At 62.0% G+C, this 21,108-nt stretch carries 20 protein-coding genes; 15 read left to right on the plus strand and 5 right to left on the minus strand.

Annotation, left to right across the window (positions count from 1 at the left end; genetic code table 11):
- Positions 1-79 precede the first annotated feature (79 nt).
- The 10 genes from DOM54_RS19730 to DOM54_RS19775 all read left to right on the plus strand — a co-directional run bounded on the left by DOM54_RS19730 (position 80) and on the right by DOM54_RS19775 (position 10,507).
- Positions 80-1,210 carry a beta-ketoacyl-ACP synthase III gene (locus tag DOM54_RS19730; RefSeq protein ID WP_110717966.1) on the plus strand — a complete coding sequence of 377 codons (1,131 nt, stop codon included), beginning with the start codon at positions 80-82 and terminating at the stop codon, positions 1,208-1,210.
- Positions 1,210-1,956: an MlaA family lipoprotein gene (locus DOM54_RS19735; RefSeq protein ID WP_110717967.1), complete on the plus strand. Its 747-nt coding sequence runs from the start codon at positions 1,210-1,212 to the stop codon at positions 1,954-1,956. Before DOM54_RS19730 ends, DOM54_RS19735 begins: the two co-directional genes overlap by 1 nt.
- Before the next feature lie 16 nt (positions 1,957-1,972).
- The gene (locus DOM54_RS19740) at positions 1,973-3,112 is read left to right on the plus strand and encodes a PP2C family protein-serine/threonine phosphatase (protein ID WP_110717983.1); all 1,140 of its coding nucleotides are present in this window, start codon (positions 1,973-1,975) and stop codon (positions 3,110-3,112) included.
- The gene (locus DOM54_RS19745) at positions 3,105-3,611 is read left to right on the plus strand and encodes an STAS domain-containing protein (RefSeq protein ID WP_110717968.1); all 507 of its coding nucleotides are present in this window, start codon (positions 3,105-3,107) and stop codon (positions 3,609-3,611) included. The genes DOM54_RS19740 and DOM54_RS19745 overlap by 8 nt, the downstream gene beginning before the upstream one ends.
- Before the next feature lie 266 nt (positions 3,612-3,877).
- Complete coding sequence (locus tag DOM54_RS19750; RefSeq protein WP_110717969.1) at positions 3,878-5,077, plus strand: Bcr/CflA family multidrug efflux MFS transporter; 1,200 nt, start codon at positions 3,878-3,880, stop codon at positions 5,075-5,077.
- Between the two features lie 334 nt (positions 5,078-5,411).
- On the plus strand, positions 5,412-6,455 hold the full coding sequence (gene pstS, locus DOM54_RS19755; protein WP_110717970.1) for a phosphate ABC transporter substrate-binding protein PstS: 1,044 nt from the start codon (positions 5,412-5,414) through the stop codon (positions 6,453-6,455).
- A gap of 105 nt (positions 6,456-6,560) precedes the next feature.
- Positions 6,561-7,499: a phosphate ABC transporter permease subunit PstC gene (gene pstC, locus DOM54_RS19760; RefSeq protein WP_110717971.1), complete on the plus strand. Its 939-nt coding sequence runs from the start codon at positions 6,561-6,563 to the stop codon at positions 7,497-7,499.
- Between the two features lie 17 nt (positions 7,500-7,516).
- On the plus strand, positions 7,517-8,368 hold the full coding sequence (gene pstA / locus DOM54_RS19765) for a phosphate ABC transporter permease PstA (protein ID WP_110717972.1): 852 nt from the start codon (positions 7,517-7,519) through the stop codon (positions 8,366-8,368).
- Between the two features lie 20 nt (positions 8,369-8,388).
- Complete coding sequence (gene pstB, locus DOM54_RS19770; RefSeq protein WP_110717973.1) at positions 8,389-9,213, plus strand: phosphate ABC transporter ATP-binding protein PstB; 825 nt, start codon at positions 8,389-8,391, stop codon at positions 9,211-9,213.
- 187 nt (positions 9,214-9,400) lie between these two features.
- Positions 9,401-10,507 (plus strand): AI-2E family transporter, encoded by a 1,107-nt coding sequence (locus tag DOM54_RS19775; RefSeq protein WP_110717974.1) that lies wholly within the window; start codon positions 9,401-9,403, stop codon positions 10,505-10,507.
- Between the two features lie 95 nt (positions 10,508-10,602).
- On the opposite strand, the gene trxA is transcribed toward DOM54_RS19775, so the two are convergent.
- Complete coding sequence (trxA, locus tag DOM54_RS19780; RefSeq protein ID WP_110602432.1) at positions 10,603-10,926, minus strand: thioredoxin; 324 nt, start codon at positions 10,924-10,926, stop codon at positions 10,603-10,605.
- Between the two features lie 242 nt (positions 10,927-11,168).
- Between trxA and cysB the strand changes: the two genes are divergently transcribed.
- On the plus strand, positions 11,169-12,137 hold the full coding sequence (gene cysB, locus DOM54_RS19785; protein ID WP_110717975.1) for an HTH-type transcriptional regulator CysB: 969 nt from the start codon (positions 11,169-11,171) through the stop codon (positions 12,135-12,137).
- Between the two features lie 83 nt (positions 12,138-12,220).
- On the opposite strand, the gene DOM54_RS19790 is transcribed toward cysB, so the two are convergent.
- The 4 genes from DOM54_RS19790 to pabB all read right to left on the minus strand — a co-directional run bounded on the left by DOM54_RS19790 (position 12,221) and on the right by pabB (position 16,346).
- Complete coding sequence (locus DOM54_RS19790; protein WP_110710600.1) at positions 12,221-12,841, minus strand: phosphoadenosine phosphosulfate reductase domain-containing protein; 621 nt, start codon at positions 12,839-12,841, stop codon at positions 12,221-12,223.
- A 167-nt stretch (positions 12,842-13,008) separates the two neighbouring features.
- The gene (locus DOM54_RS19795; protein WP_110717976.1) at positions 13,009-13,791 is read right to left on the minus strand and encodes an ABC transporter ATP-binding protein; all 783 of its coding nucleotides are present in this window, start codon (positions 13,789-13,791) and stop codon (positions 13,009-13,011) included.
- Positions 13,788-14,867 (minus strand): FecCD family ABC transporter permease, encoded by a 1,080-nt coding sequence (locus DOM54_RS19800; RefSeq protein WP_110717977.1) that lies wholly within the window; start codon positions 14,865-14,867, stop codon positions 13,788-13,790. The genes DOM54_RS19795 and DOM54_RS19800 overlap by 4 nt, the downstream gene beginning before the upstream one ends.
- 51 nt (positions 14,868-14,918) lie before the next feature.
- On the minus strand, positions 14,919-16,346 hold the full coding sequence (pabB, locus tag DOM54_RS19805) for an aminodeoxychorismate synthase component I (RefSeq protein ID WP_110717984.1): 1,428 nt from the start codon (positions 16,344-16,346) through the stop codon (positions 14,919-14,921).
- Between the two features lie 338 nt (positions 16,347-16,684).
- Between pabB and DOM54_RS19810 the strand changes: the two genes are divergently transcribed.
- From DOM54_RS19810 to prpD, 4 genes are read left to right on the plus strand one after another with little or no spacing between them, the layout of a single operon-like run.
- A complete protein-coding gene (locus DOM54_RS19810) occupies positions 16,685-17,431 on the plus strand; it encodes a GntR family transcriptional regulator (RefSeq protein ID WP_110717978.1) in 747 nt (248 codons plus the stop codon).
- Positions 17,428-18,321, plus strand: coding sequence for a methylisocitrate lyase (prpB, locus tag DOM54_RS19815; protein WP_110717979.1), 894 nt, complete (start codon positions 17,428-17,430; stop codon positions 18,319-18,321). The genes DOM54_RS19810 and prpB overlap by 4 nt, the downstream gene beginning before the upstream one ends.
- 17 nt (positions 18,322-18,338) lie before the next feature.
- Positions 18,339-19,463: a bifunctional 2-methylcitrate synthase/citrate synthase gene (gene prpC, locus DOM54_RS19820; RefSeq protein WP_110717980.1), complete on the plus strand. Its 1,125-nt coding sequence runs from the start codon at positions 18,339-18,341 to the stop codon at positions 19,461-19,463.
- Between the two features lie 51 nt (positions 19,464-19,514).
- The gene (gene prpD, locus DOM54_RS19825; RefSeq protein WP_110717981.1) at positions 19,515-20,999 is read left to right on the plus strand and encodes a 2-methylcitrate dehydratase; all 1,485 of its coding nucleotides are present in this window, start codon (positions 19,515-19,517) and stop codon (positions 20,997-20,999) included.
- Positions 21,000-21,108 lie beyond the last annotated feature (109 nt).

Here is a 21,108-nt window from a genome sequence, read left to right on the forward strand (position 1 = left end):
CGGGCTCGAGACACTGCATCCGCCGTCGGCGGGTGTGCGTAATGATGAAAGCGGCGGATGCCGCGGGAGGTAATAGCCGATGACGCAAGCCGTGATTACCGCGACGGGCCTGTTCACGCCGCCGGATTCGATCGATAACGCCGAGCTGGTCGCCAGCTTCAATCGCTGGGTCGATGCCGAGAATCTGCGTCACGCGGCAGCGATCGAGCAGGGAGAGCGCGAGCCGCTGGCGCACTCCAGCGAAGCCTTCATTCTCAAGGCGTCGGGTATCGAGAGCCGTTACGTGATGGAAGCCGGGGGGATTCTGGACCCGGAACGCATGCGACCGCGCATTCCTCAGCGGGCCAACGATGCACTGTCGGTCCAGGCGGAGATGGGCGTGGCCGCGGCTCGCCAGGCGCTGGAAGAAGCAGGCGTGAGTGCCGATCAACTCGACCTGATCATCGTTGCCTGCTCCAACCTGCAACGACCTTATCCGGCGGTCGCGGTCGAGCTTCAGGCGGCGTTGGGCGCCGGCGGCTACGCCTTCGACATGAACGTGGCCTGCTCCAGCGCCACGTTCGCCATCGACATGGCGACCAACGCGATCCGCGCTGGCAGCCTGGAGCGGGTGCTGGTGGTCAACCCCGAGATCTGCTCTGCGCATCTCAACTTCCGTGACCGTGACAGCCACTTCATCTTCGGTGATGCCTGTACCGCCATCGTGCTGGAAGCCGACCATCTCGCCCAGGATCGGGAGCACTTCACGGTATTGGGAACGCGGCTGAAGACACAGTTCTCCAATGCCATTCGCAATAACTTCGGGTTCCTCAATCGTCTTGCCGACGACGGGCGGGATGATCTGGACAAGCTTTTCGTCCAGGAAGGGCGCAAGGTGTTCAAGGAGGTCTGCCCGATGGTCGCTTCGTTGATCCTCGATCATCTGGAGAGCCAGTCGCTGACCGGGGACTCGGTCAGGAAACTCTGGCTGCACCAGGCCAACCGTCACATGAACGACCTGATCGCGCAGCGCGTGCTGGGCCGCGAGCCCTCGCTATCGGAGGCGCCGGTGATACTCGACCGCTATGCCAATACCAGTTCGGCGGGGTCGATCATTGCGTTTCATCTGCATCGCGACGACCTGCAGGACGGCGACGTGGGGGTGGTGTGTTCCTTCGGTGCGGGCTACAGTGCGGGCAGTGTGATACTGCGTAAAGGGAATGCGTGTTGATGAAATCGATCCATTGGCTGGGCGGCGCCTGTGTCGCCGCGGCGTTGAGTGGTTGTGCCTCGACGGGGGAAGAGTCGAATCCCCAGGATCCGTGGGAGGGTTTCAACCGCGGTGTCTATCAGTTCAACGACACGCTCGACCGCTATGCGCTCAAGCCGATTGCGCAGGGGTACGACATCGTCACGCCGGATCCGGTCCAGGATGGCGTCGGTAACTTCTTCTCCAACCTGGGGGAAATCCGCACGGTCTTCAACAGCATTCTCCAGTGGGAGTGGGGCAATGCCGGCGTCGCATCCGGACGTTTTCTGGTCAACACCGTGCTGGGCGTGGGCGGCGTGCTCGATCCCGCCACGCGCATGGGACTGGACGAAAACGAGGAAGATTTCGGCCAGACATTGGGCGTGTGGGGCGTGGGAAGCGGCCCCTATCTGGTATTGCCGATTCTGGGGCCGAGTACGGTCCGAGATACCAGCGGCCTGCCGGTCGATATGTACACCTATCCGGTCACCTATGTCGAAGAGGACAAGTGGCGTTACGGCCTGACCTTCCTGCGCTACGTGGATCTACGCGCCAGCCTGCTGGACCAGGAGGCGTTGATTCAGGGGGATCGCTACAGCTTCATCCGTGACGCCTATCTGCAGCGTCGCCAGTTCGAGGTCACCAACGGCGCGGCCGGCGAGGATCCGTTCGCCAGCGGCGGGTTCGGTGACGATTTCGAATATAGTGAAGACGACTTCGCCGAGTAGACCTGTGTCCAATACGCTGTCGGACGAGCTGCCCGTGATCGGTCTGATCGATCTGCCTGGGCCGGACCGTGAACGCTTGATCGAAGAACTTTCCCGTCTCGATATCGTGGTGCGGGCTGCCGTCTCGGTTTCGACGTTGCCGGCCCATTGCGATCTCGTGGTGGCGCACGTCCGGGCGGTTTCCCACGACGGGTGGGAGCGGTTGGCCGATGGACGTCCGACCATCGTCATCAGCGAGAGCCGCCGCGACGACGACCTGCACAAGGCGCTCGATGCCGGGCTGATCGACTATCTGGTCGAGCCTCTCAAGCATGTCGACATTCTGCGGCGTTTGATCGAGCGGGCCCTGGAACTGACGCGGTTGTCGCGCGATCACAGCGAAAGCCGGGCCGAGCTCGAGGCGTTGAACGATCGTCTCGAGCGGCATCTCGAGATGCTCCGGGACGACCAGCGGGCGGGTGGGCATGTGCAGCGCAAGCTGCTGCCGCCGCCGGGCGTCGTGCACCTCGGCGTGCGCTGCGACTATTGGTTCGCGCCCTCGCTCTATTTGTCGGGTGATTTTCTCGATTTTCAGCGATGTGACGAACGCTACAGTTTCTTCTATTTTGCCGATGTTGCCGGCCACGGCGCCTCTTCCGCCTTCGTCACCGTGTTGCTGAAGTATCTCTGCAATCGCTGGCTGGCCCAGTGGCGCACGCTGCTGCCGGAAGCGTTTCCCTCCCGCTGGTTGGGCGAACTCAACCGGGAATTGCTGGAGACCGGTATCGGCAAGCACGCCACGATCTTTGCCGGCGTGCTGGACCATGAGCGTCGTTTTCTGCACTATGCGCTCGGCGCCCAGTTGCCGATGCCGATTCTCCAGGCAGAGGGACGAAGCGGATACCTGGGGGGAGAGGGGCCCCCGGTCGGGTTGTTTCCCGACGTCGAGTACCCCATCTATGGTTGCCCGTTGCCTGAGTCGTTTCGACTCTGGTTCTGCTCCGACGGCATTCTGGAATGCCTGCCGGAGGGGTCATTGAACGCGCGGCTCAAGGAACTCGAGCACCGCACGACACACTGCGCCAGCGTCGACGATCTGAGGGAAGGATTGGCGTTGGGGGATCCTCTGCCGGATGATCTCAGCATGATGACACTGAGTGGTTTCGACCATGATTGAAGGGCGGATAAGAGCGGCCTTCGAGTCGGGCGTGTTTGTGCTCAAGCTCTGCGGCGATGTGCGCTTGACGCTATGTGCGACGTTGGATGCCGAGGCGCAGCGTCTGGCGGATCTGCCCGGGCTGCGGGCGGTGATGGTCGATCTACGCGAAACGACCAACGTCGATTCCACCGCGCTGGGGTTCCTGGCCAAGGTGGCGATGGCCGTGCAGGGGCGATTGGATGACCCGCCCACGATCATCGCCGAGCACCCGGACGTTCGGCGGATGCTGGACGTCATGGGCTTCGCACGCTATTTCACGCTGCTCGAAGCGCCATTGACCGAGCCGGCGGAGCTGGATGAGCTGCCTCATGTCGAGGCCGATGAGAGCGACATCCAGCAGCGGATACTGGAAGCCCACCGTATCCTCATGCACATGAGCGAGCACAATCGGCACGAGTTTCAACCCTTCGTCGAACTGCTCGAATCGCAGCGCATCGACGCTTCCCCGCACGGTTGAACCATACCCGGTCGTAACGCATGACAAGCGCTGCGACGCGGGTTTCGGCCGTCCGTCGCCCGCGTCGGCGGTCCGTGCAATCGGTAGGGGCGTCTTCGTATCACGTCCGAATCGCCCGGGCCTCGAATGCCCGCTTGGCCGCGAAGTTCTCTTGCGACTCCCGGCTTTCGCCCCGTCTGTCGGGGCGAATGCGCTGCCACGGGGGCAGGCAGCCGGCCGGCCGAAGGTGGGAGCCTTATCCGTGAGATGATCTTGAAGGAGAGCCTGTGACGATCTTGAGTGCCCGGCGGCTGGCGCTGCTGGTGGCTGCCAATACGGCGCTGGCACCGCTGGCGATCGATGCCTACCTGCCGGCCATGCCGGCGCTGGCGTCGTCGATCGGCGCCAGCGTGCATCATACCGAGCTGTCGCTCAGCGTCTTTCTGCTCGGATTCGCGCTCGGGCAATTGGTCTGCGGCCCGCTATCGGACCGTTTCGGCCGCAAGCCGGTGCTGATGATCGGGTTGGGCGTGTTCCTGGTCGCCAGTCTGGCGCTGACCCAGGTGGGCTCGCTGGCGACGCTGTGGGGATGGCGGTTCGTGCAGGCGCTGGGCGGTGGCGCGTGCGTGGTGAATTCCGCCGCCATCGTGCGCGATCGCTTCAGCGGTCGGGAGGCGGCCAAGGTGATGTCGACCATGGTCATGATCCTGATGATGGCGCCACTGGTTGCGCCGGCCATCGGCAGTGCGCTCCTGCACCTGGCGGATTGGTGGCTGATCTTCCTGTTTCTCGCCGTCTACGCGGCTTTCGTGCTATGGCTGCTTGGTCGCTATCTACCCGAGACCCATGGACGCGATCCGCAAGCCCCCTCGGTGCGGCAGATTCTGGGGAACTACGCCAGCGTACTGCGCCACCGGGAGGCGATGGGCTACATCGGGGCGGTATCGATGTCGTTTGCCGGCATGTTCGCGTTCATCACTGGCTCGCCCTACCTCTATATGGAGCATTATGGTCTCTCGACCACGCTTTATCCCTTCGTCTTCGGTGCCAATATCCTGATCATGGCCTCCTCCAGCCGGCTCAATATCCGGCTGCTCAAGACCCGTACGCCGCAGCAGAACCTGCTGCTGGGCCTCGGAGTCCAGTTGACGGCGGGCGTATTGCTGGTGGTGATGGTGGCAACGGGCCTGGATTCCATTTTCACGATCGCCCCGCTGATGGTGGTCTTCGTGGGGATGCAGGGACTGATCAGCCCCAATGCCATGTCCTCGATGCTGGACCACTTTCCCCGCATGAGTGCCACGGCGACGGCGTTGCAGGGCTGTCTGCAGTTTACCTGCGGTGCCGTTTCCGGGGCGCTGGTCGGGGCCTTCGAACTGGCCAGCGCCTGGCCAACGGTGCTGACGATGCTGGGTGCCACGCTGTTGGGCAACGTCGCGGTGCGAGCGCTGGCTGGGCGTGCGCTCAAGCATCGGGCCACGGACTGACTTCCTGCGCCGTTACCCGAAGCGGCGCCGTCGTTACGGGTTTTGACGCTTGTCACTACGTTGTCATCTAAACTTGTCATGGTGGATGCCGCGAAGGTTGTCATCCACGCGCTTCAGGCTGCACCTCGAGAACCATCGACGATTCTGGGGATCCAGCAGATCGTCGGTGGTTTTTTCATTCGGACAATAACGGCTGGCGGCATGATCTTTTTCATCCATGACACGGCTGTCATAAAACTGTCACGGCACTGACGTACGGTGTGCGCTGAGAGTGCTGGCAACCTTCGCAACGTCGTTATCGCTCACGCATCCAAGGTGGAAACAGGATATCGCTATGCTTAAACACGTCTTTGCAACGCTCATTTCCGGGTCAATGGTTCTGGGTGCCGCTGGCGTCCAGGCTCAAGACGCCATTACCGGGGCGGGCGCAACCTTCCCGTACCCGGTCTATTCGCAGTGGGCGGACGCCTATCAGGACGAGTCCGGCATCGGCCTCAATTACCAGGCTATCGGCTCCGGCGGCGGCATCCAGCAGATCGTCGCCAAGACGGTTACCTTCGGTGCCAGTGACGCCCCGATGACCAAGGACGAGCTGGACAAGAACGGCCTGATGCAGTGGCCGATGGTCATGGGTGGCGTGGTTGCCGCGTTCCATGTCGAGGGGATCGAGGGCGGTTCGATCAACCTGGACGGCCCGACACTGGCCGACATCTATCAGGGCAAGATCACCAACTGGGACGACGATGCCATCGCCGAACTGAACCCGGACATGGACCTGCCCGACACCCAGATCACGCCGGTCTACCGGGCCGAGGGCTCAGGTACCAACTTCCTGTTCACTCACTACCTGTCGCAGGTCAGCCAGGAGTTCGCCGACAACGTGGGCGAGGGCAAGTCCGTCGCGTGGCCGGCAGGCGTCGGTGCCAAGGCCAATGCCGGGGTCGCCAGCCAGATCGCCAACACCAATGGTGCGATCGGCTACGTCGAGTATGCCTACGCCGCGCAGAACGACCTGAGCCTGGTGCACCTGAAGAACCAGGCGGGCAAGGTCGTCGCGCCCAGCATGGAATCGTTCATGGCCGCGGCTGCCAACGCCGACTGGAAGGATGCGCCAGGCATGTATCTGGTACTGACCAACCAGCCGGGCGATGAAAGCTGGCCGATCACGGGCGCTTCTTTCATCCTGATGCACAAGCAGGTTCAGGATGCGGATGCCGCCAATCAGGCGCTCAAGTTCTTCGACTGGGCCTATGCTAATGGTAACGACATGGCTCAGGACCTGGACTACGTGCCGATGCCGGATAACGTTGCCGACATGGTTCGTGACAGCTGGAGCGAGATCAAGGGCCCGAATGGCGAAGCCGTCTGGACCCAGTGATCCTTGACTGACGTACCGCGACGGCTGGTGGGGCAACCGCCTCCGTCGCGGCGCTGTATCAGAGGCCGCCCCAGGGCGGTAAGTGGTAAGTGACGAGGAACGAAGATGGCCACCACCAACGCGACTCCCACCAGCGGCCTGGGGCGTCTCAGCGATGCCACTCGCAGGCGGCTGCAACGAAAGGCGCGCATCGATGTGTGGTTCGAGCGCACGTTGTTTGCCTTCGCTTTCGCCGTGTTGCTGCTGCTCGGGGCGATCATCGCGTCACTGATGTTATCCAGCTGGCCCGCGATCCAGCGCTTCGGACTGGACTTCTTCACGGAAAACCGCTGGGCGGCCAATGTCGAAGTCTTCGGCGCTCTGCCGGCGATCTACGGAACGCTGTTGACGTCATTCATCGCTATCGTCATCGCCGTGCCGGTCTCGTTCGGCATCGCGATCTTCCTGACCGAGCAGTGTCCGGGGTTCCTGCGGCAGCCGCTGAGTACCTTGATCGAGCTGCTGGCGGGAATTCCCTCGATTATCTACGGCATGTGGGGGATGGAGGTGCTGGCGCCACTGTTGCGCACCTGGTTCCCCTCGGTCTTTCCCGCCGGCACCGGTCTGGCGACGGCGGGCATCATTCTGGCGGTGATGATCATTCCCTTCATCACGGCCGTATCACGAGATGTCATCAATACCGTCCCGGCGGTCATGCGCGAATCCGCTTATGGATTGGGCTGCACGACCTGGGAGGTGACACGACGGGTCATCCTGCCTTCGGTGAAGGGGGGCCTGGTCGGGGGCGTCGTGCTGGGACTGGGGCGTGCGCTGGGGGAAACCATGGCGGTGACGTTCGTCATCGGCAATAACCTGTTCCTCAACACCACCCTGACCGGGCAGGGCACCTCGATCGCGGCACTGATCGCCAACCAGTTCTCCGAGTCCGACGGAACCCAGCGCTCGGCGCTGCTGGCGCTGGGTCTGATCCTGTTCCTGATCACTTTCGCGGTGCTGGCCTTCGCGCGGTACCTACTGCGCAACAGCACCGGTCGCCACGCCTGAGCGGGAGGAGAGAGTCTATGGATATCAATCAAACGCCGCTCTACCGGCGTCGCAAGCGCCTCAACCAGTTGGTGATGGTGCTCTGCCAGTTGGCGACGGTGATCGGCTTCATCTTTCTTTTCGCGATTCTCTTCACGCTGGTTACCAAAGGGATCGGGGCGATCTCTCCGTCGACGTTCGTCGAGCGCACCCGCATGAACGGCGGAGGTCTGGGCAACGCGATCTGGGGAACCTTCCTCATGACCTGCGCAGCAACGGTTATCGGCACCGTCATCGGCGTGGCCGCCGGCACCTGGCTGGCGGAGTACAGCGGCAAGGGACTGATGGCCAAGGTGATTCGCTTCATCAACGATATCCTGCTGTCGGCACCTTCGATCATCATCGGCCTGTTCATCTATGCCGTAGTGGTGGTCCCGATGGGCAACTTCTCCGGCTGGGCCGGCGTGCTGGCATTGACGGTCATCATCGTGCCGGTGGTCATCCGTTCGACGGAAGACATGTTGCGATTGATCCCCAACTCGCTGCGGGAAGCTGCGGCCGCGCTGGGGGCACATCGCTGGTGGATCATCGTCCGAGTCTGCTATAGCGGTGCTCGCGCGGGCATCATGACCGGGATTCTTCTGGGGTTCGCGCGCATCAGCGGCGAGACCGCACCGCTACTGTTCACGTCGCTGAATTCCAATCAGTGGAACTTCTTCGACCTGGGCAGCGAGATGGCCAACCTGCCGATGACCATCTATCAGAACATGACGATCAACGCCTTCATTCCCGATCTGGTCGCCCTGGCCTGGGGCGGGGCCTTGATCCTGACCGCTGCCATTCTGATTCTGAACATCGCGGCGCGCTACTTCTCGCGCCAGCGATCCTGATTTCCAGCTGCGAGACTGCCATGACAGCCGATATTCATCTCGACCAGAAGCGCAACGCCGGCGCCGCTGAAGCGGCTGCCGCCCCGCAGATCGCCACCAAGCTTCGCGTCAACGACCTTAATCTCTTTTACGGGAAGTTCCAGGCGATCAAGAATGTCACCATGGAAATTCCCGAACGTCAGGTGACGGCGTTCATTGGCCCGTCGGGGTGCGGCAAATCCACGTTGATCCGTTGCTTCAACCGTATCCACGATCTCTATGAAGGGATCCGTACCGAAGGACAGATTCTGCTCGACGAGCACGATATCTATGAAGCTGGGGTCGACCTCAACCTGTTGAGATCTCGCGTCGGCATGGTGTTTCAGAAACCGACGCCGTTCCCGATGTCGGTCTTCGATAACGTCGCGTTCGGCATTCGTCTCTACGAGAAGCTCTCCGCTCGGGATCTCGAGGAGCGCGTGGAGTGGGCGTTGCGCAAGGCGGCTCTCTGGAACGAGGTAAAGGACAAGCTCAAACAGAGCGGTCAGGCGCTATCGGGCGGGCAGCAGCAGCGCCTGTGCATCGCGCGCACCATCGCGGTGAAGCCCGAGGTGATTCTGCTCGACGAGCCGACCTCGGCATTGGATCCGATCTCGACCGGGTATATCGAGGATCTGATCAACGAACTCAAGAAGGACTACACGATCGTCATCGTCACCCACAACATGCAGCAGGCGGCGCGAATATCCGATATCACCGCGTTCATGTACCTGGGAAGCCTGATCGAGTGTGACGACACCACCAAGATATTCACCCAGCCGAGGGAGTCCCAGACCGAAGATTACATCACCGGTCGTTATGGCTGATCTGCGACGGTCCTAGTCTTACCCTGGGATAGACAGCTGGCGCCCCCGAGTCGACGACTCGGGGGCGCTTGTCGTCAGGCTCGCAGCAGGCAGCTATCTTTCACTCACTTTGCGCCGCAGCAACGTACCTGCGGCGGGATCGTGCTAATGTCGTGGCCCACAGGACGTGACCATCAGGATCTTGCATATGTCGCCCGGACAGGAACCCGCTTTTCGTAACGTTCCCTTCAATCTGATGCTGACGCTGGCGTCATTGACGATCATCATCGCCGGGATACGCGCTGCGGAAAGTCTTATCATCCCGATCCTGCTGTCGTTGTTCGTCGCAGTGATCTGCACCTCGCCGGTCCATTGGCTCTATCGGCGTGGCGTCAACTCCTATGCAGCGGTCCTGATCACGCTATTGATACTGGGGGGGCTGCTGGCGCTGTTCGGCACCTTGCTGGGCAACAGCTTCACGATGTTCATGGATAGCTGGCCCGAGATGCAGAAGCAGTTGGAAGGCCATTATCTGAATCTGCTGGAGTGGCTGGCGAATCAAGGACTTTCGGTCTCCCCGCAGCAGTTGTCCAATATGGTCGACGACTCCGGAGACCAAAGCTGGATATCCGGGTTTATCAGTGGTCTCGGTCTGGTGTTGTCTCAGAGTCTGGTCATCCTGCTGATGGTCAATTTCATGCTCTTCGAGACGCTGGATTTCCGCCAGAAGGTGGCCAGGGCGCTGACCAATCCGGGACCGAGCCTGGAGCGCTTCACCGAGTTCAGCTACAACCTCAAGCGGTATATGGCCGTGAAGACGGCGATCAGCCTGATCACCGGCCTGCTGGTCACTATCTCGGCCTGGCTCGTCGGCGTCGAGTTCGCGCTGCTCTGGGGGGCACTGGCCTTCATTCTCAATTACATCCCCAACATCGGTTCGGTATTGGCCGCGATACCCCCGGTGTTGCTGACACTGGCGATGCCGGATGGGGGAGTCGTGAAGGCGATGACGCTGGCGGGTGCCTACCTGACCATCAACTTCGTGCTGGGCAATATCATCGAGCCACGGGTCATGGGGCGGACGATGGGCCTCTCGACATTGGTCGCGTTCCTCTCGCTGGTGGTCTGGGGCTGGATCCTGGGACCGGTGGGCATGCTGCTGTCGGTGCCTCTGACAATGACCCTCAAGATTGCCCTCGACAGCCATCCCGAGACACGCTGGATCGCGAAGATGCTCAGCCCCTCGGAGCGTCGTCGCCGACATCAGCGCAAGGTTCAGGAAGCGTTGGACGATCTGGAGGAGAAGGTCGAATAGCGCTCGGGGTTCTCCGAGTCTGCGCGGTCGATTGTCCTCAGGCACAAAAAAAGCCGCGCTCCCGGGAGCGCGGCCTTGTCGATACGTGGCGAGGCTCAGCCGTTCTGTTCGAGAAACTGCGTCAGCTGGGACTTGGACTGGGCGCCGACCAGTGACGCCACTTTGGCGCCGGACTTGAACAGCATGACGGTGGGAACGCCACGTACGCCATGTTCGGAGGCGATCTCCGGGGCGTCGTCGACGTTGACGCTGACCACCTTGATGTCATCCGCTTTCTCGTCAGCGACTTCATCGACCACGGGCGCCATCATCTTGCAGGGACCGCACCATGGCGCCCAGAACTTGAGCAGCACCGGCTTGTCCGCGTTCAACACCTCTTGCTCGAAATTGGCGGTGGTGACATCGACATTATTGGACATGACGTTAACTCCTGGAGACATTGCGCTCTTCTCGAGCTTATGGAGGCGATGTTAGCCCTTGCGCAGGGTGCTGGCAAATTCCTGGCTTTATCGGAATGATAGCGCCAGGTTATTAAACATTCTTTTTTCATACCCAATAATCGTATCCCCAGCGCCTTCACGCCCCGCGACTTATTGCGTAAAGTAATCTACGTCATGTTTTTTATGCCGTTTTGAAGATTCTGGAAGCCACGAGGTTGCTCATGAAGCTCCAACAGTTGCGCTACGTATGGGAAGTGACACGGCATCAGCTCAATGTCTCGGCAACCGCTCAGAGCCTGTTCACGTCACAACCTGGAATTTCCAAGCAGATTCGACTGTTGGAAGATGAGCTTGGCGTGGAGATATTCGCGCGTAGCGGCAAGCACCTGACACGCGTCACGCCGGCAGGAGAGGCGATCGTCGAGCTGGCCGGCAAGGTGCTGCGCACGGTCGATGACATCAAGCACGTCGCCCAGGAGCACAGTGACGAGCGCCGTGGCAGTCTGGCGATTGCCACGACGCATACGCAGGCGCGTTACGTGCTGCCCAGCGTGATCGGTGAATTCCGCCAGAAGTACCCGGATGTCGCCCTTCACATGCAGCAGGGAACGCCCAAGCAGATCGCCCAGATGGTAAGCGAGGGCGCGGCGGATTTCGCGATCTGTACCGAGTCGCTCGAGCTGTTCAACGATCTCGTGCTGCTACCGTGCTATCGCTGGAATCGCTGTGTCCTGGTGCCCAAGGGACACCCTCTGGCGAGCGGTGAATTGACGCTCGAACGGGTGGCCGAGCACCCGCTGGTAACCTATGTCTTCGGGTTTACCGGGCGCTCGCAGCTCGACGACGCCTTCAAATCCCGGGATCTGACGCCCAATGTCGTCCTTACCGCGGCCGATTCCGATGTGATCAAGACTTACGTGCGGCTGGGTCTCGGCATCGGCATCGTTGCCCACATGGCGGTCGATCCGGTGGCCGACAACGATCTCGTGGCAGTGGATGCCTCGCACCTGTTCGAGAGCTCCACCACCAAGATCGGCATCCGCCGCGGCACCTTCATGCGGACTTACATGTACGACTTCGTCAAGCGCATGGCCCCCCACCTGGATCGAGAGACCGTCGAGCGAGCGCTGGCAGCGGGCCCGAGGCACGAGGCCGAGCTGTTCAAGGGGATTCAACTGCCTGTACTTTGAGAGGCACTTTCCCTCTTTCAGCCTGCCCGAACGCAGAGCGCCCCGCCGATGGCGGGGCGCTCTGCATGACACACCCGGATAGATCAGTGCTGCAGGTGCAGCCCGCATTCGCGCTTGTCCTCAACCTTGGTCGGGTCGAAGTAGTCGAAGTTGTTGGGCAGGTCATGCTGTTGCAGGTACTGGTACATCTGCTTGGCGGTCCAGTGCAGTACGGGCGCCACCTTCAGCAGGCCATCGGCGTTGCGCGACAGCGGCTGCATGCGCGAGCGCTCCGGAGTGTCCTCGGCCCGTAGCGCCGTGAACCAGACATCCGGCGCCGTCTCGGCCAGCGCCCGCCGAAACGGCTCCAGCTTGACCTCTTCCGTGAACGCTGCATGCCGTGGATCGCCGATTTCCGGGGTCGGACCTTCCACGGACTCCCGATGGGCCCGCGAACGGTGTGGGTGATAAATGGTCAGGTTGAGGTCGAGCCGCCTGGTCAGCTCCTCGGCGAAGCGGTAAGTCGCAGGCGTGTTGTAGCCGCTGTCCATCCAGACGACGGGAATGTCGGGACGAACGCGGGTGACCAGGTGCAGGATCACGGCCTCGAACGGACGGAAATTGGTGGTGCAGATCGCCTTCTGATCCAGGCCCAGTGCAAACTCGGTGAGGGCCAGAGGATCGTGGCCGATTTCACGATTGAGAGCATCGAGGTCGAACGCCATGGGTAACTCCTTTGGAGGGCTCGTCTGAGTTGCCGACGAAGCGCAGCGAGGATAGGTGGAATGGCTGCCACTCTACCAACCCTCTCGAGGCGCCGACCAATACCGTTTGGTTAGGTTTATATATAACCAAATTATCTACATGTCGATGTGAACCGATCTTCTGATTATTAACCGCCGAGTGATCGCAGCGCCGAGAGAGGGGTGATGCGTGGCGGGGCGTCCGGCGGCCAGTCGACGTGGGCGTCGATGGCGTAGACCTCCCGCAGCCGGGCTGGCGTCAACACCTCCCTCGGCGTTCCGCTGTCGACCTGCCGTCCCGCCTTGATGACCCAGAGATGGTCGGCGAAGCGCGCGGCCAGATTCAGGTCGTGGATGGCCAGAATGACGGTCATCGCTTCCCGGCGCGCCAGACGCTGAAGGTAATCGAGTACCTGCAGTTGGTGGTGGAGGTCCAAGGCGCTGGTCGGTTCATCGAGCATCAACAGTGCCGGGCGCCGGACGATGGCCTGGGCGATGGCGACGCGCTGACGCTGTCCACCGGACAGCGCTACCAGTTCGCGCTCGGCGAGCGGTTCGAGTTCCAGGGATTTCAGCGCGCGCTCGACGGCCGAGAGCGCTGTGGCGGCGGGCTCGGCCACTTGGGTTCGACGCGCCAGCAGGACGGCCTCGAAGACGCTTAGGGCCGCCTGGGTGCTGGTGTCCTGGGGAAGATAATAGAGTCGCTGGCTGCGTTGCTCGAGCGGTAGTGAATCGAGCCGTTCTCCGGCCAGGAGGATGTGGCCGCTGGCACTCTCGATGCCGGCGATCGCCTTGAGCAGCGTCGACTTTCCCGCGCCGTTGGGTCCGATCAGCGCCGTTATCTCGCCCGGCCTTGCGGTCAGGCCGGAGAGGTCGTGCAGTACCCGGTGTTGCCCCAGCGAGCAGTCGAGTCGCTCGATTTGCAGGCTCATCGCCAGTTCTCCTTGCGCGAGCGCAGGATCAGCGAAACGAAGAACGGCAAGCCGATCAGCGCAGTCAGGATGCCGATCGGCAGCAGAATGCCGGGAATGAGCGTCTTCGAGAGAATCGAGGTCAACGAGAGAATCAGTGCGCCGGTCAGTGCGGACATCGGCAGGAAGACGCGTTGGTCCTCGCCCACCAGCAGCCGAGCGATATGCGGGCCGACCAGGCCGACGAACCCGATGGTCCCCACGAACGCCACCGCCGTCGCCGACAGCAGCGCGCAGCAGAGCAACATGCGCAAACGTAGCCGACCGACATCGATCCCCATGGACTTGGCCTGAATCTCCCCCAGGCGCAGGGCCGTCAACTGCCATCTGGCCTGAACGAAGATCGGCATGGTGGCGAGCAGGGCCAGGGCGGCCAGCGCGACTTTCCCCCAGCTTGCCTTGTTCAGGCTACCCAGCGACCAGAACACGAGTTGCTGCAGCGACTCGGCGGAGGCGACGTACTGAAGCATCCCCAGCAAGGCGTTGAAGAAGAACATGATCGCGATACCCATCAGTACCATCGTCTGCACGCTGACGCCCTTCAGTCGGCTCAGCGCCCAGATCATCAGCGACGCGAGCATGGCCAGGGCGAAGGCATTGGCGGTCAGCAGCAGGGTGCCGGCGACGGGCAGGACGCCGAAACCCAGTACGATGGCAAGCGCCGCGCCAAAGCTGGCCGCGGAAGAAATCCCCAGCGTGAAGGGATCGGCGAGAGGATTGTTGAGCAGTGTCTGCATTTCCGCGCCTGCAACGGCAAGACTGGCGCCAACGACGATGGCCATCGTCGCGACCGGCAGCCGGATCTCCCAGACCACCACTTGCAGCACGCGGGAAGCCTGAGACGGCATCGCCAGGGTCTTCACCACGTCGAGTAGCGGGTAAGCGCCTGGCCCGGTGCCGATGTCGATCAGTAGCGACGTCAACGTGGCCACCGCGGTCAGCGCGATCAGCCAGTGCTGACGACGCCGGCGGGAGAGGTAGCGATCGACCGTGGTCTGCGGTGCACTGGCGCGGGGCGAAATCGTCGTGGCTTTCAAGGTGGTTTCGTTGTTAGGAGATGGCGTCGGGCAGCGTAAACCAATGGAATGCTATTGGGAATCGTTCTCGGCCTGGGGGCGATCCGTCAGCGCCTGCATCAGTCTACCGATCTTGGCGAGGGTCTCCCGGTATTCGGATTCTTCGTCCGAATCCGCGACCAGTCCACCGCCGCCCCAGATGTGCAGGGTATCGCCGTCGGCGACGACGGTGCGTATCGCGATCGAGGTATCCAGACGGCCACGTCGGTCGAGATAGCCAAGGCTGCCGCAGTAGACGCTGCGCTGGCTGGGCTCGAGCTCGTCGATGATCTGCATCGCGCGACGCTTGGGGGCGCCGGTGATCGAGCCGCCGGGGAACGCGGCAGCCAGCAGATCCAGCGGTTGTGCAGGACTTGCCAGTTCACCGCAAACCACACTGACCAGATGGTGGACGTTGGCGTAGCTCTCCAGCCTGCAGAGTTGCGGGACCGTGACGCTGCCGGGGCGGCAGACGCGGCCCAGGTCGTTGCGCAGCAGATCGACGATCATGACGTTCTCGGCACGGTCCTTTGCGCTCCGCTGGAGCTCCTCCGCCAGCCGCCGGTCCTCGTCGGGGGGCGAGCCACGGGGGCGAGTGCCCTTGATCGGCCGGGTCTCGACTTGACCGTCGACGACGCCGATGAATCGCTCGGGCGACAGCGAGAGAATGGCCTTGTCGTCCCACGCCAGGTAGCCGCCGTAGGGTGTAGGCGTGGCGCGGCGGAGGCGGCGATACGCCTGCCAGGTGCTGCCCTCGAAACGGGCGGTGAAGCGCTGTGCCAGATTGATCTGATAACAGTCGCCGGCGTGCAGATAGTCAATGACGCGCTGAAAGCGCCTGGCATAGCCGGCGCGATCGATGTCGCCGACGAATGGGCCGGTCAGGGCGAAGTCCGGCCAGGTCGGCGTCGCGGTTTCGTTCAGCCAGCGCATCACCTGCTGGCGGCGTTCGGCGGTCGCGATCAGCCAGCTCCGCTGTGCTTCGTGATCCTGGATCAGCGCCCAGTCGTAGAGTCCGAGCCTGGCCGAGGGCAGCTTTGGCCCCGGGCGATGATCGACGCGCGGTGGCGAATGGCCGCTCGGGTCTTGCGCGGGGGCCATGGAATAACTCCAGTGACCGACCAGCCCACCGAGAAAGGGCAGGTTAGTAGTCCTGGCGGCGAGGTCGGCCGGCAGACGGGGTAGCCACTCGGCTTCGGCATGATCCAGCAGCGCTTGTTGGGCTGCGAACGGCTCGTCCGGCAGGGGTATCGATGGTTCACATCGTACTTGACCGTCATCGATGGTCAGCGTCGCCAGCGGGTCACTGCTGAGAATATCGAAACGGCCACCCGGCGCGTCGGGACGACCGCTATCCAGGAGCACGGCGCCAGGACGTCGATGCAGGCACTCGAAGAGCGGGCCCGGGTCGGGGGTGTAGGGTAGATCGGCTATCTCGAGCCAGGGTCTCGCGCCAGCCATGAACACCTTTTCCTGACGAATGAACGACGACTCGGCATCGGGAGCCGCATCTCGGGGTATCGGCAGCATATGCCGGCCGGCAAGTTTATCGAGAGTCTCGGTGATGAGCGAGGGCTTTGCGCCCTCAACTGATGGCTGCGGTTCGGCATCGGAGGGCGTGGTGCGGGGCAGCCGTCGGCATCTGTCAATCCTGCGTGAAAGTGCTTGATTGTCGACAATGGGAGGGGCGCTGTTTGCTGAAACCCGACTAAAGTGCCATATATCGCGCGATTATTACGTTGCCGAGAGGAAAAGTCGCGCCTATGATAGGAGCAAGCCCTTTTATTGTTAACAACTTAATGTCTCAATTCCCTACTGATAATCACCAGGTCAACGCCGAGCTGCCAGTGGTTCGCACGTTGGCCGAGCGGGTGTTTCATCAACTCCAGCGCGCGATCGTCCGCGGCGAGCTGCCTCCCGGCACCCGTATCACGGAGCCGGAGCTCTCCGCTCACTACGGTATCTCCCGCGGGCCCTTGCGGGAAGCCATGCGCCGGCTGGAAACCTACCGGCTGATCGAGCGCGTGCCGCACGTCGGCGCGCGGGTCGTCAAGCTCTCGATGGATGAGTTGCTGGAGCTGTTCGACGTGCGCGAGGCGCTGGAGAGCATGGCCGCGCGACTGGCAGCGACGTCGATGACGGCTGAGGAGATCGCGGGCCTGCGCAGCGTTCTCGCCTTTCATGAGCGGCAGGAGGACCTGGCCAGTGGCGAGGCCTACTACCAGCGTGAAGGCGATCTCGACTTCCATTACCGCATCGTCCAGGGCAGCCACAATCGCATGCTGATGACGCTGCTGTGCGATGACCTTTATTACCTGGTGCGGCTCTATCGGACGCAGTTCAGCGCCAAGGGTTCCCGGCCGCAACGCGCCTTCGTCGAGCATCACCGCATCGTCGATGCGATAGAGGCGGGTGACGCCGAGCTCGCCGAGCTGTTGATGCGTCGCCACGTCAGCGCTTCCCGCGAAAACGTCGCCGCCCACTACGCGCGAACGCTGGTGGAAGAACCGGCCCCTTCTTCTCATACCTCGAGGATCGAATCATGACGTCGCTGACACCCGGTGCACGCTTTCGAAAGGCATTAGCCGCCCATCATCCACTACCCATCGTCGGTGCCATCAATGCCTACAGCGCGATGATGGCCCAGGCGGTAGGTCACCGCGCGATCTACCTATCCGGGGGCGGTGTCGCCAATGCCTCCCACGGTCTTCCGGATCTGGGCATGACCACGCTCAATGACGTGGTCGAAGACGCTCGTCGCATCACCGCGGCCTCCGAATTACCGCTGCTGGTGGATATCGATACCGGTTGGGGCGGGGCTCTCAATATCGCCCGCACGATTCGAGAAATGGAGCGGGCCGGCGTGGCAGCCGTTCATCTCGAGGATCAGGTGGCGCAGAAACGCTGCGGGCATCGCCCCAACAAGGAGATCGTTTCGCAGGCGGAGATGGTCGACCGTGTCAGGGCCGCTGTGGATGCTCGACACGATGCGGATTTCTACCTGGTTGCGCGAACCGATGCCTTCCAGAAAGAGGGCCTTGCAGCCGCCGTGGAGCGGGCCAATGCCTGCGTAGAGGCGGGCGCCGACGCCATTTTTGCCGAGGCGGTCCATACCCTGGATGACTACCGGGCGTTTTGCAAGGGCGTCGACGCCCCCATCCTGGCCAATATCACCGAGTTCGGGGCCACGCCGCTGTTCACCCAGCAGGAGCTGGCGGAAGTCGGCTGCCAGATGGTGCTCTATCCGCTATCGGCGTTTCGCGCGATGAATGCGGCTGCGTTGAAAGTGTATCGGGACATCCATGCCAAGGGACATCAGCGGGATGTCGTGGAGCTGATGCAGACGCGGGACGAGCTCTACGAGTTTCTCGACTATCACGCCTATGAACGCAAACTCGATGCGCTTTTCGCGAAGGAAAGCGATCGAGGCGAGTAATAGACAAGGAGGCTTTCATGGCAGAGATGACGAAGAGCACCGGCTTGCGGGGCCAGAGCGCGGGCACCACCGAACTGTGCACGGTAGGAAAAAGCGGCTCGGGACTGACCTATCGTGGCTACGACATCCAGACACTGGCGGAAAACGCGCGTTTCGAGGAGGTCGCCTATCTACTGCTGAAGGGCGCGCTGCCCAACCGGTCGCAGTTGGACGACTACATCGCCTTGCTCCAGCGTTCACGCTCGCTGCCGGAACCCTTGAAGAGAGTGCTGGAGCAGATCCCCTCCGATGCCCATCCGATGGATGTATTGCGCACCGGCACTTCGATGCTCGGTAACCTGGAGACCGAGCAGCGCATGGAGGATCAGCAGCGCCACGCCGATCGATTGCTGGCCGTCACGCCGTCGATGCTCAACTACTGGTATCGGTACTCCCATCACGGTGAACGCATCGAGACCGAGACGGACGACGTCTCCGTCGGCGGTCATTTTCTGCATTTGCTGCACGGCAAGCCGGCCTCGGACCTACATGCCAGAGTGATGAATGTCTCGCTGATTCTCTATGCCGAGCACGAGTTCAACGCCTCGACCTTCACCGCGCGGGTCTGTGCCTCCACGCTCTCCGATCTGCACAGTTGCGTCACCGGCGCGATCGGCTCGCTGCGCGGTCCGCTGCATGGTGGGGCCAACGAAGCGGCCATGGAGATGATCAGTCGCTGGTCGACGCCGGACGAAGCGGAGCGGCGCCTGCTCGAGATGCTGGAGCGCAAGGAAAAGATCATGGGGTTCGGTCATGCCATCTATCGCGAGTCCGATCCGCGCAGCGCGATCATCCAACAGTGGGCGAAACGGTTGGCGGACGACGTGGGCGATACCCATCTCTACGCCGTATCCGAGCGTGTCGAGGCAGTCATGAAGAGGGAGAAGAAGCTGTTCCCCAACGCCGACTTCTATCATGCCAGCGCTTATCACTTCATGGGCATTCCGACGAAGCTATTCACGCCTATCTTCGTCTGTTCGCGGCTGACCGGGTGGTGCGGGCACATCTTCGAGCAGCGCGCCAACAACCGCATCATCCGGCCCAGTGCCGATTACGTCGGTCCGGAAAGACGCGATTGGGTACCGGTCGAGCAGCGCCGGTAACCGCGGCTTCGAGCCATGCGCCATTGATAAACGACAATCCAAGGAAACCTCATGAGCTCCAACGTCGATTTCAACCAGCGCCCCGACTACGATCCGGAGCTTCAGGCCATCGCGGACTACGTGCTCGATTATCGAGTCGACAGTCGGGAGGCGCTGGAGACTGCCCGGCATTGTCTAATGGATACGCTCGGTTGCGGATTGCTGGCACTGCGCTTCCCCGAGTGCACCAAGCATCTTGGGCCATTGGTGGAGGGGACGGTCGTTCCCAACGGGGCCCGTGTGCCCGGAACCCGGCTTCGGCTCGACCCGGTGAAAGCGGCTTGGGATATCGGCTGCATCATTCGGTGGCTGGACTACAACGACACCTGGCTGGCAGCGGAATGGGGCCACCCCTCGGACAATCTGGGTGGCATTCTGGCGGTTGCCGACCATCTCTCTCAGCAGCGCGTCGCGAAGGGCGAGTCACCGCTGACCCTGCGCCACGTGCTCGAGGCGATGATCATGGCGCATGAGATACAGGGCGTCCTGGCACTGGAGAACTCGTTCAACCGGGTGGGTCTCGATCACGTCATCCTGGTGAAGGTGGCATCGACCGCCGTCGTGGCCAAGTTGATGGGCGCCAATCGAGAGCAGCTACTTTCGGCACTGTCGCATGCGTTCGTCGACGGACAGAGCCTCCGAACCTACCGCCATGCCCCCAATGCCGGATCTCGCAAGAGCTGGGCGGCAGGAGACGCGACCTCCCGAGCAGTAAGGCTGGCCGATATCGCCGTTCGGGGTGAGATGGGTATCCCCGGCGTGCTCACTGCGCCGCAATGGGGCTTCTACGACGTCGCCTTCAGCAAGACCAACAAGGACCAACGGATCAAGCCGGAGGCGGAACGGACATTTCGCGTGTCGCAGCCTTACGGCACCTACGTCATGGAGAACGTACTGTTCAAGATCAGCTTTCCGGCGGAGTTCCATGCCCAGACAGCGGCCGAGGCTGCGGTGATCTTGTATGCCGAGGTCAGGGACCGGCTGGATGAGATAGACCGAATCGTCGTGACCACCCATGAGTCGGCCATTCGAATCATCTCGAAGGTGGGCGAACTCGCCAATCCGGCCGATCGCGACCACTGCCTGCAATATATGATCGCCGTGCCGCTGGCGTTCGGCAATCTGACCGCCGAGCACTACGAGGACGATTTTCATCTTGCGCACCCGATCATCGATCTGCTGCGCGACAAGATGGAAGTCGTCGAAGACGAGCGGTATAGCCGTGAATATCATCAGGCGGACAAGCGTTCCATTGCCAACGCGGTTCAGGTCTTCTTCAGTGATGGAACCTGCACCGAGCGTGTGGAGGTGGAGTATCCCCTGGGACATCGGCGACGTCGGGAGGAGGGGATCCCGCAGCTCAAGGAAAAGCTTCGTCACAACCTGGCAACCCGTTTTCCGGTACAACGCTGTGAGCGGATTCTTGCGCTGTACGAGGACGGGGGCAGGTTCGATTCGACGCCGGTCGACGCGTTCCTGGATCTTTGGGTGATCTAAGAAAGGTGCACGTCCGGGTGACAGTTTGATGACGCGCAGTCGAAATTTCGGGATTTTTGTTTCCCGAGCCTTGCCAAGTGGCGCTGAGAATCGTAAAGTACGCATCCGC

It is taken from the genome of Salinicola acroporae, assembly GCF_003206615.1.
Taxonomy (GTDB): Bacteria; Pseudomonadota; Gammaproteobacteria; order Pseudomonadales; family Halomonadaceae; genus Salinicola; species Salinicola acroporae.

Bases quoted from the DNA above. Each gene is read 5' to 3' on its own strand.
- pstS (WP_110717970.1), top strand. From the start codon at position 5,412: ATGCTTAAACACGTCTTTGCAACGCTCATTTCCGGGTCAATGGTTCTG.
- pstC (WP_110717971.1), top strand. From the start codon at position 6,561: ATGGCCACCACCAACGCGACTCCCACCAGCGGCCTGGGGCGTCTCAGC.
- pstA (WP_110717972.1), top strand. From the start codon at position 7,517: ATGGATATCAATCAAACGCCGCTCTACCGGCGTCGCAAGCGCCTCAAC.
- DOM54_RS19795 (WP_110717976.1), bottom strand. From the start codon at position 13,791: ATGAGCCTGCAAATCGAGCGACTCGACTGCTCGCTGGGGCAACACCGG.
- cysB (WP_110717975.1), top strand. From the start codon at position 11,169: ATGAAGCTCCAACAGTTGCGCTACGTATGGGAAGTGACACGGCATCAG.
- DOM54_RS19730 (WP_110717966.1), top strand. From the start codon at position 80: ATGACGCAAGCCGTGATTACCGCGACGGGCCTGTTCACGCCGCCGGAT.
- pstB (WP_110717973.1), top strand. From the start codon at position 8,389: ATGACAGCCGATATTCATCTCGACCAGAAGCGCAACGCCGGCGCCGCT.
- DOM54_RS19735 (WP_110717967.1), top strand. From the start codon at position 1,210: ATGAAATCGATCCATTGGCTGGGCGGCGCCTGTGTCGCCGCGGCGTTG.
- trxA (WP_110602432.1), bottom strand. From the start codon at position 10,926: ATGTCCAATAATGTCGATGTCACCACCGCCAATTTCGAGCAAGAGGTG.
- prpD (WP_110717981.1), top strand. From the start codon at position 19,515: ATGAGCTCCAACGTCGATTTCAACCAGCGCCCCGACTACGATCCGGAG.
- DOM54_RS19790 (WP_110710600.1), bottom strand. From the start codon at position 12,841: ATGGCGTTCGACCTCGATGCTCTCAATCGTGAAATCGGCCACGATCCT.
- prpB (WP_110717979.1), top strand. From the start codon at position 17,428: ATGACGTCGCTGACACCCGGTGCACGCTTTCGAAAGGCATTAGCCGCC.
- DOM54_RS19745 (WP_110717968.1), top strand. From the start codon at position 3,105: ATGATTGAAGGGCGGATAAGAGCGGCCTTCGAGTCGGGCGTGTTTGTG.
- pabB (WP_110717984.1), bottom strand. From the start codon at position 16,346: ATGGCTGGCGCGAGACCCTGGCTCGAGATAGCCGATCTACCCTACACC.
- DOM54_RS19810 (WP_110717978.1), top strand. From the start codon at position 16,685: ATGTCTCAATTCCCTACTGATAATCACCAGGTCAACGCCGAGCTGCCA.
- prpC (WP_110717980.1), top strand. From the start codon at position 18,339: ATGGCAGAGATGACGAAGAGCACCGGCTTGCGGGGCCAGAGCGCGGGC.
- DOM54_RS19775 (WP_110717974.1), top strand. From the start codon at position 9,401: ATGTCGCCCGGACAGGAACCCGCTTTTCGTAACGTTCCCTTCAATCTG.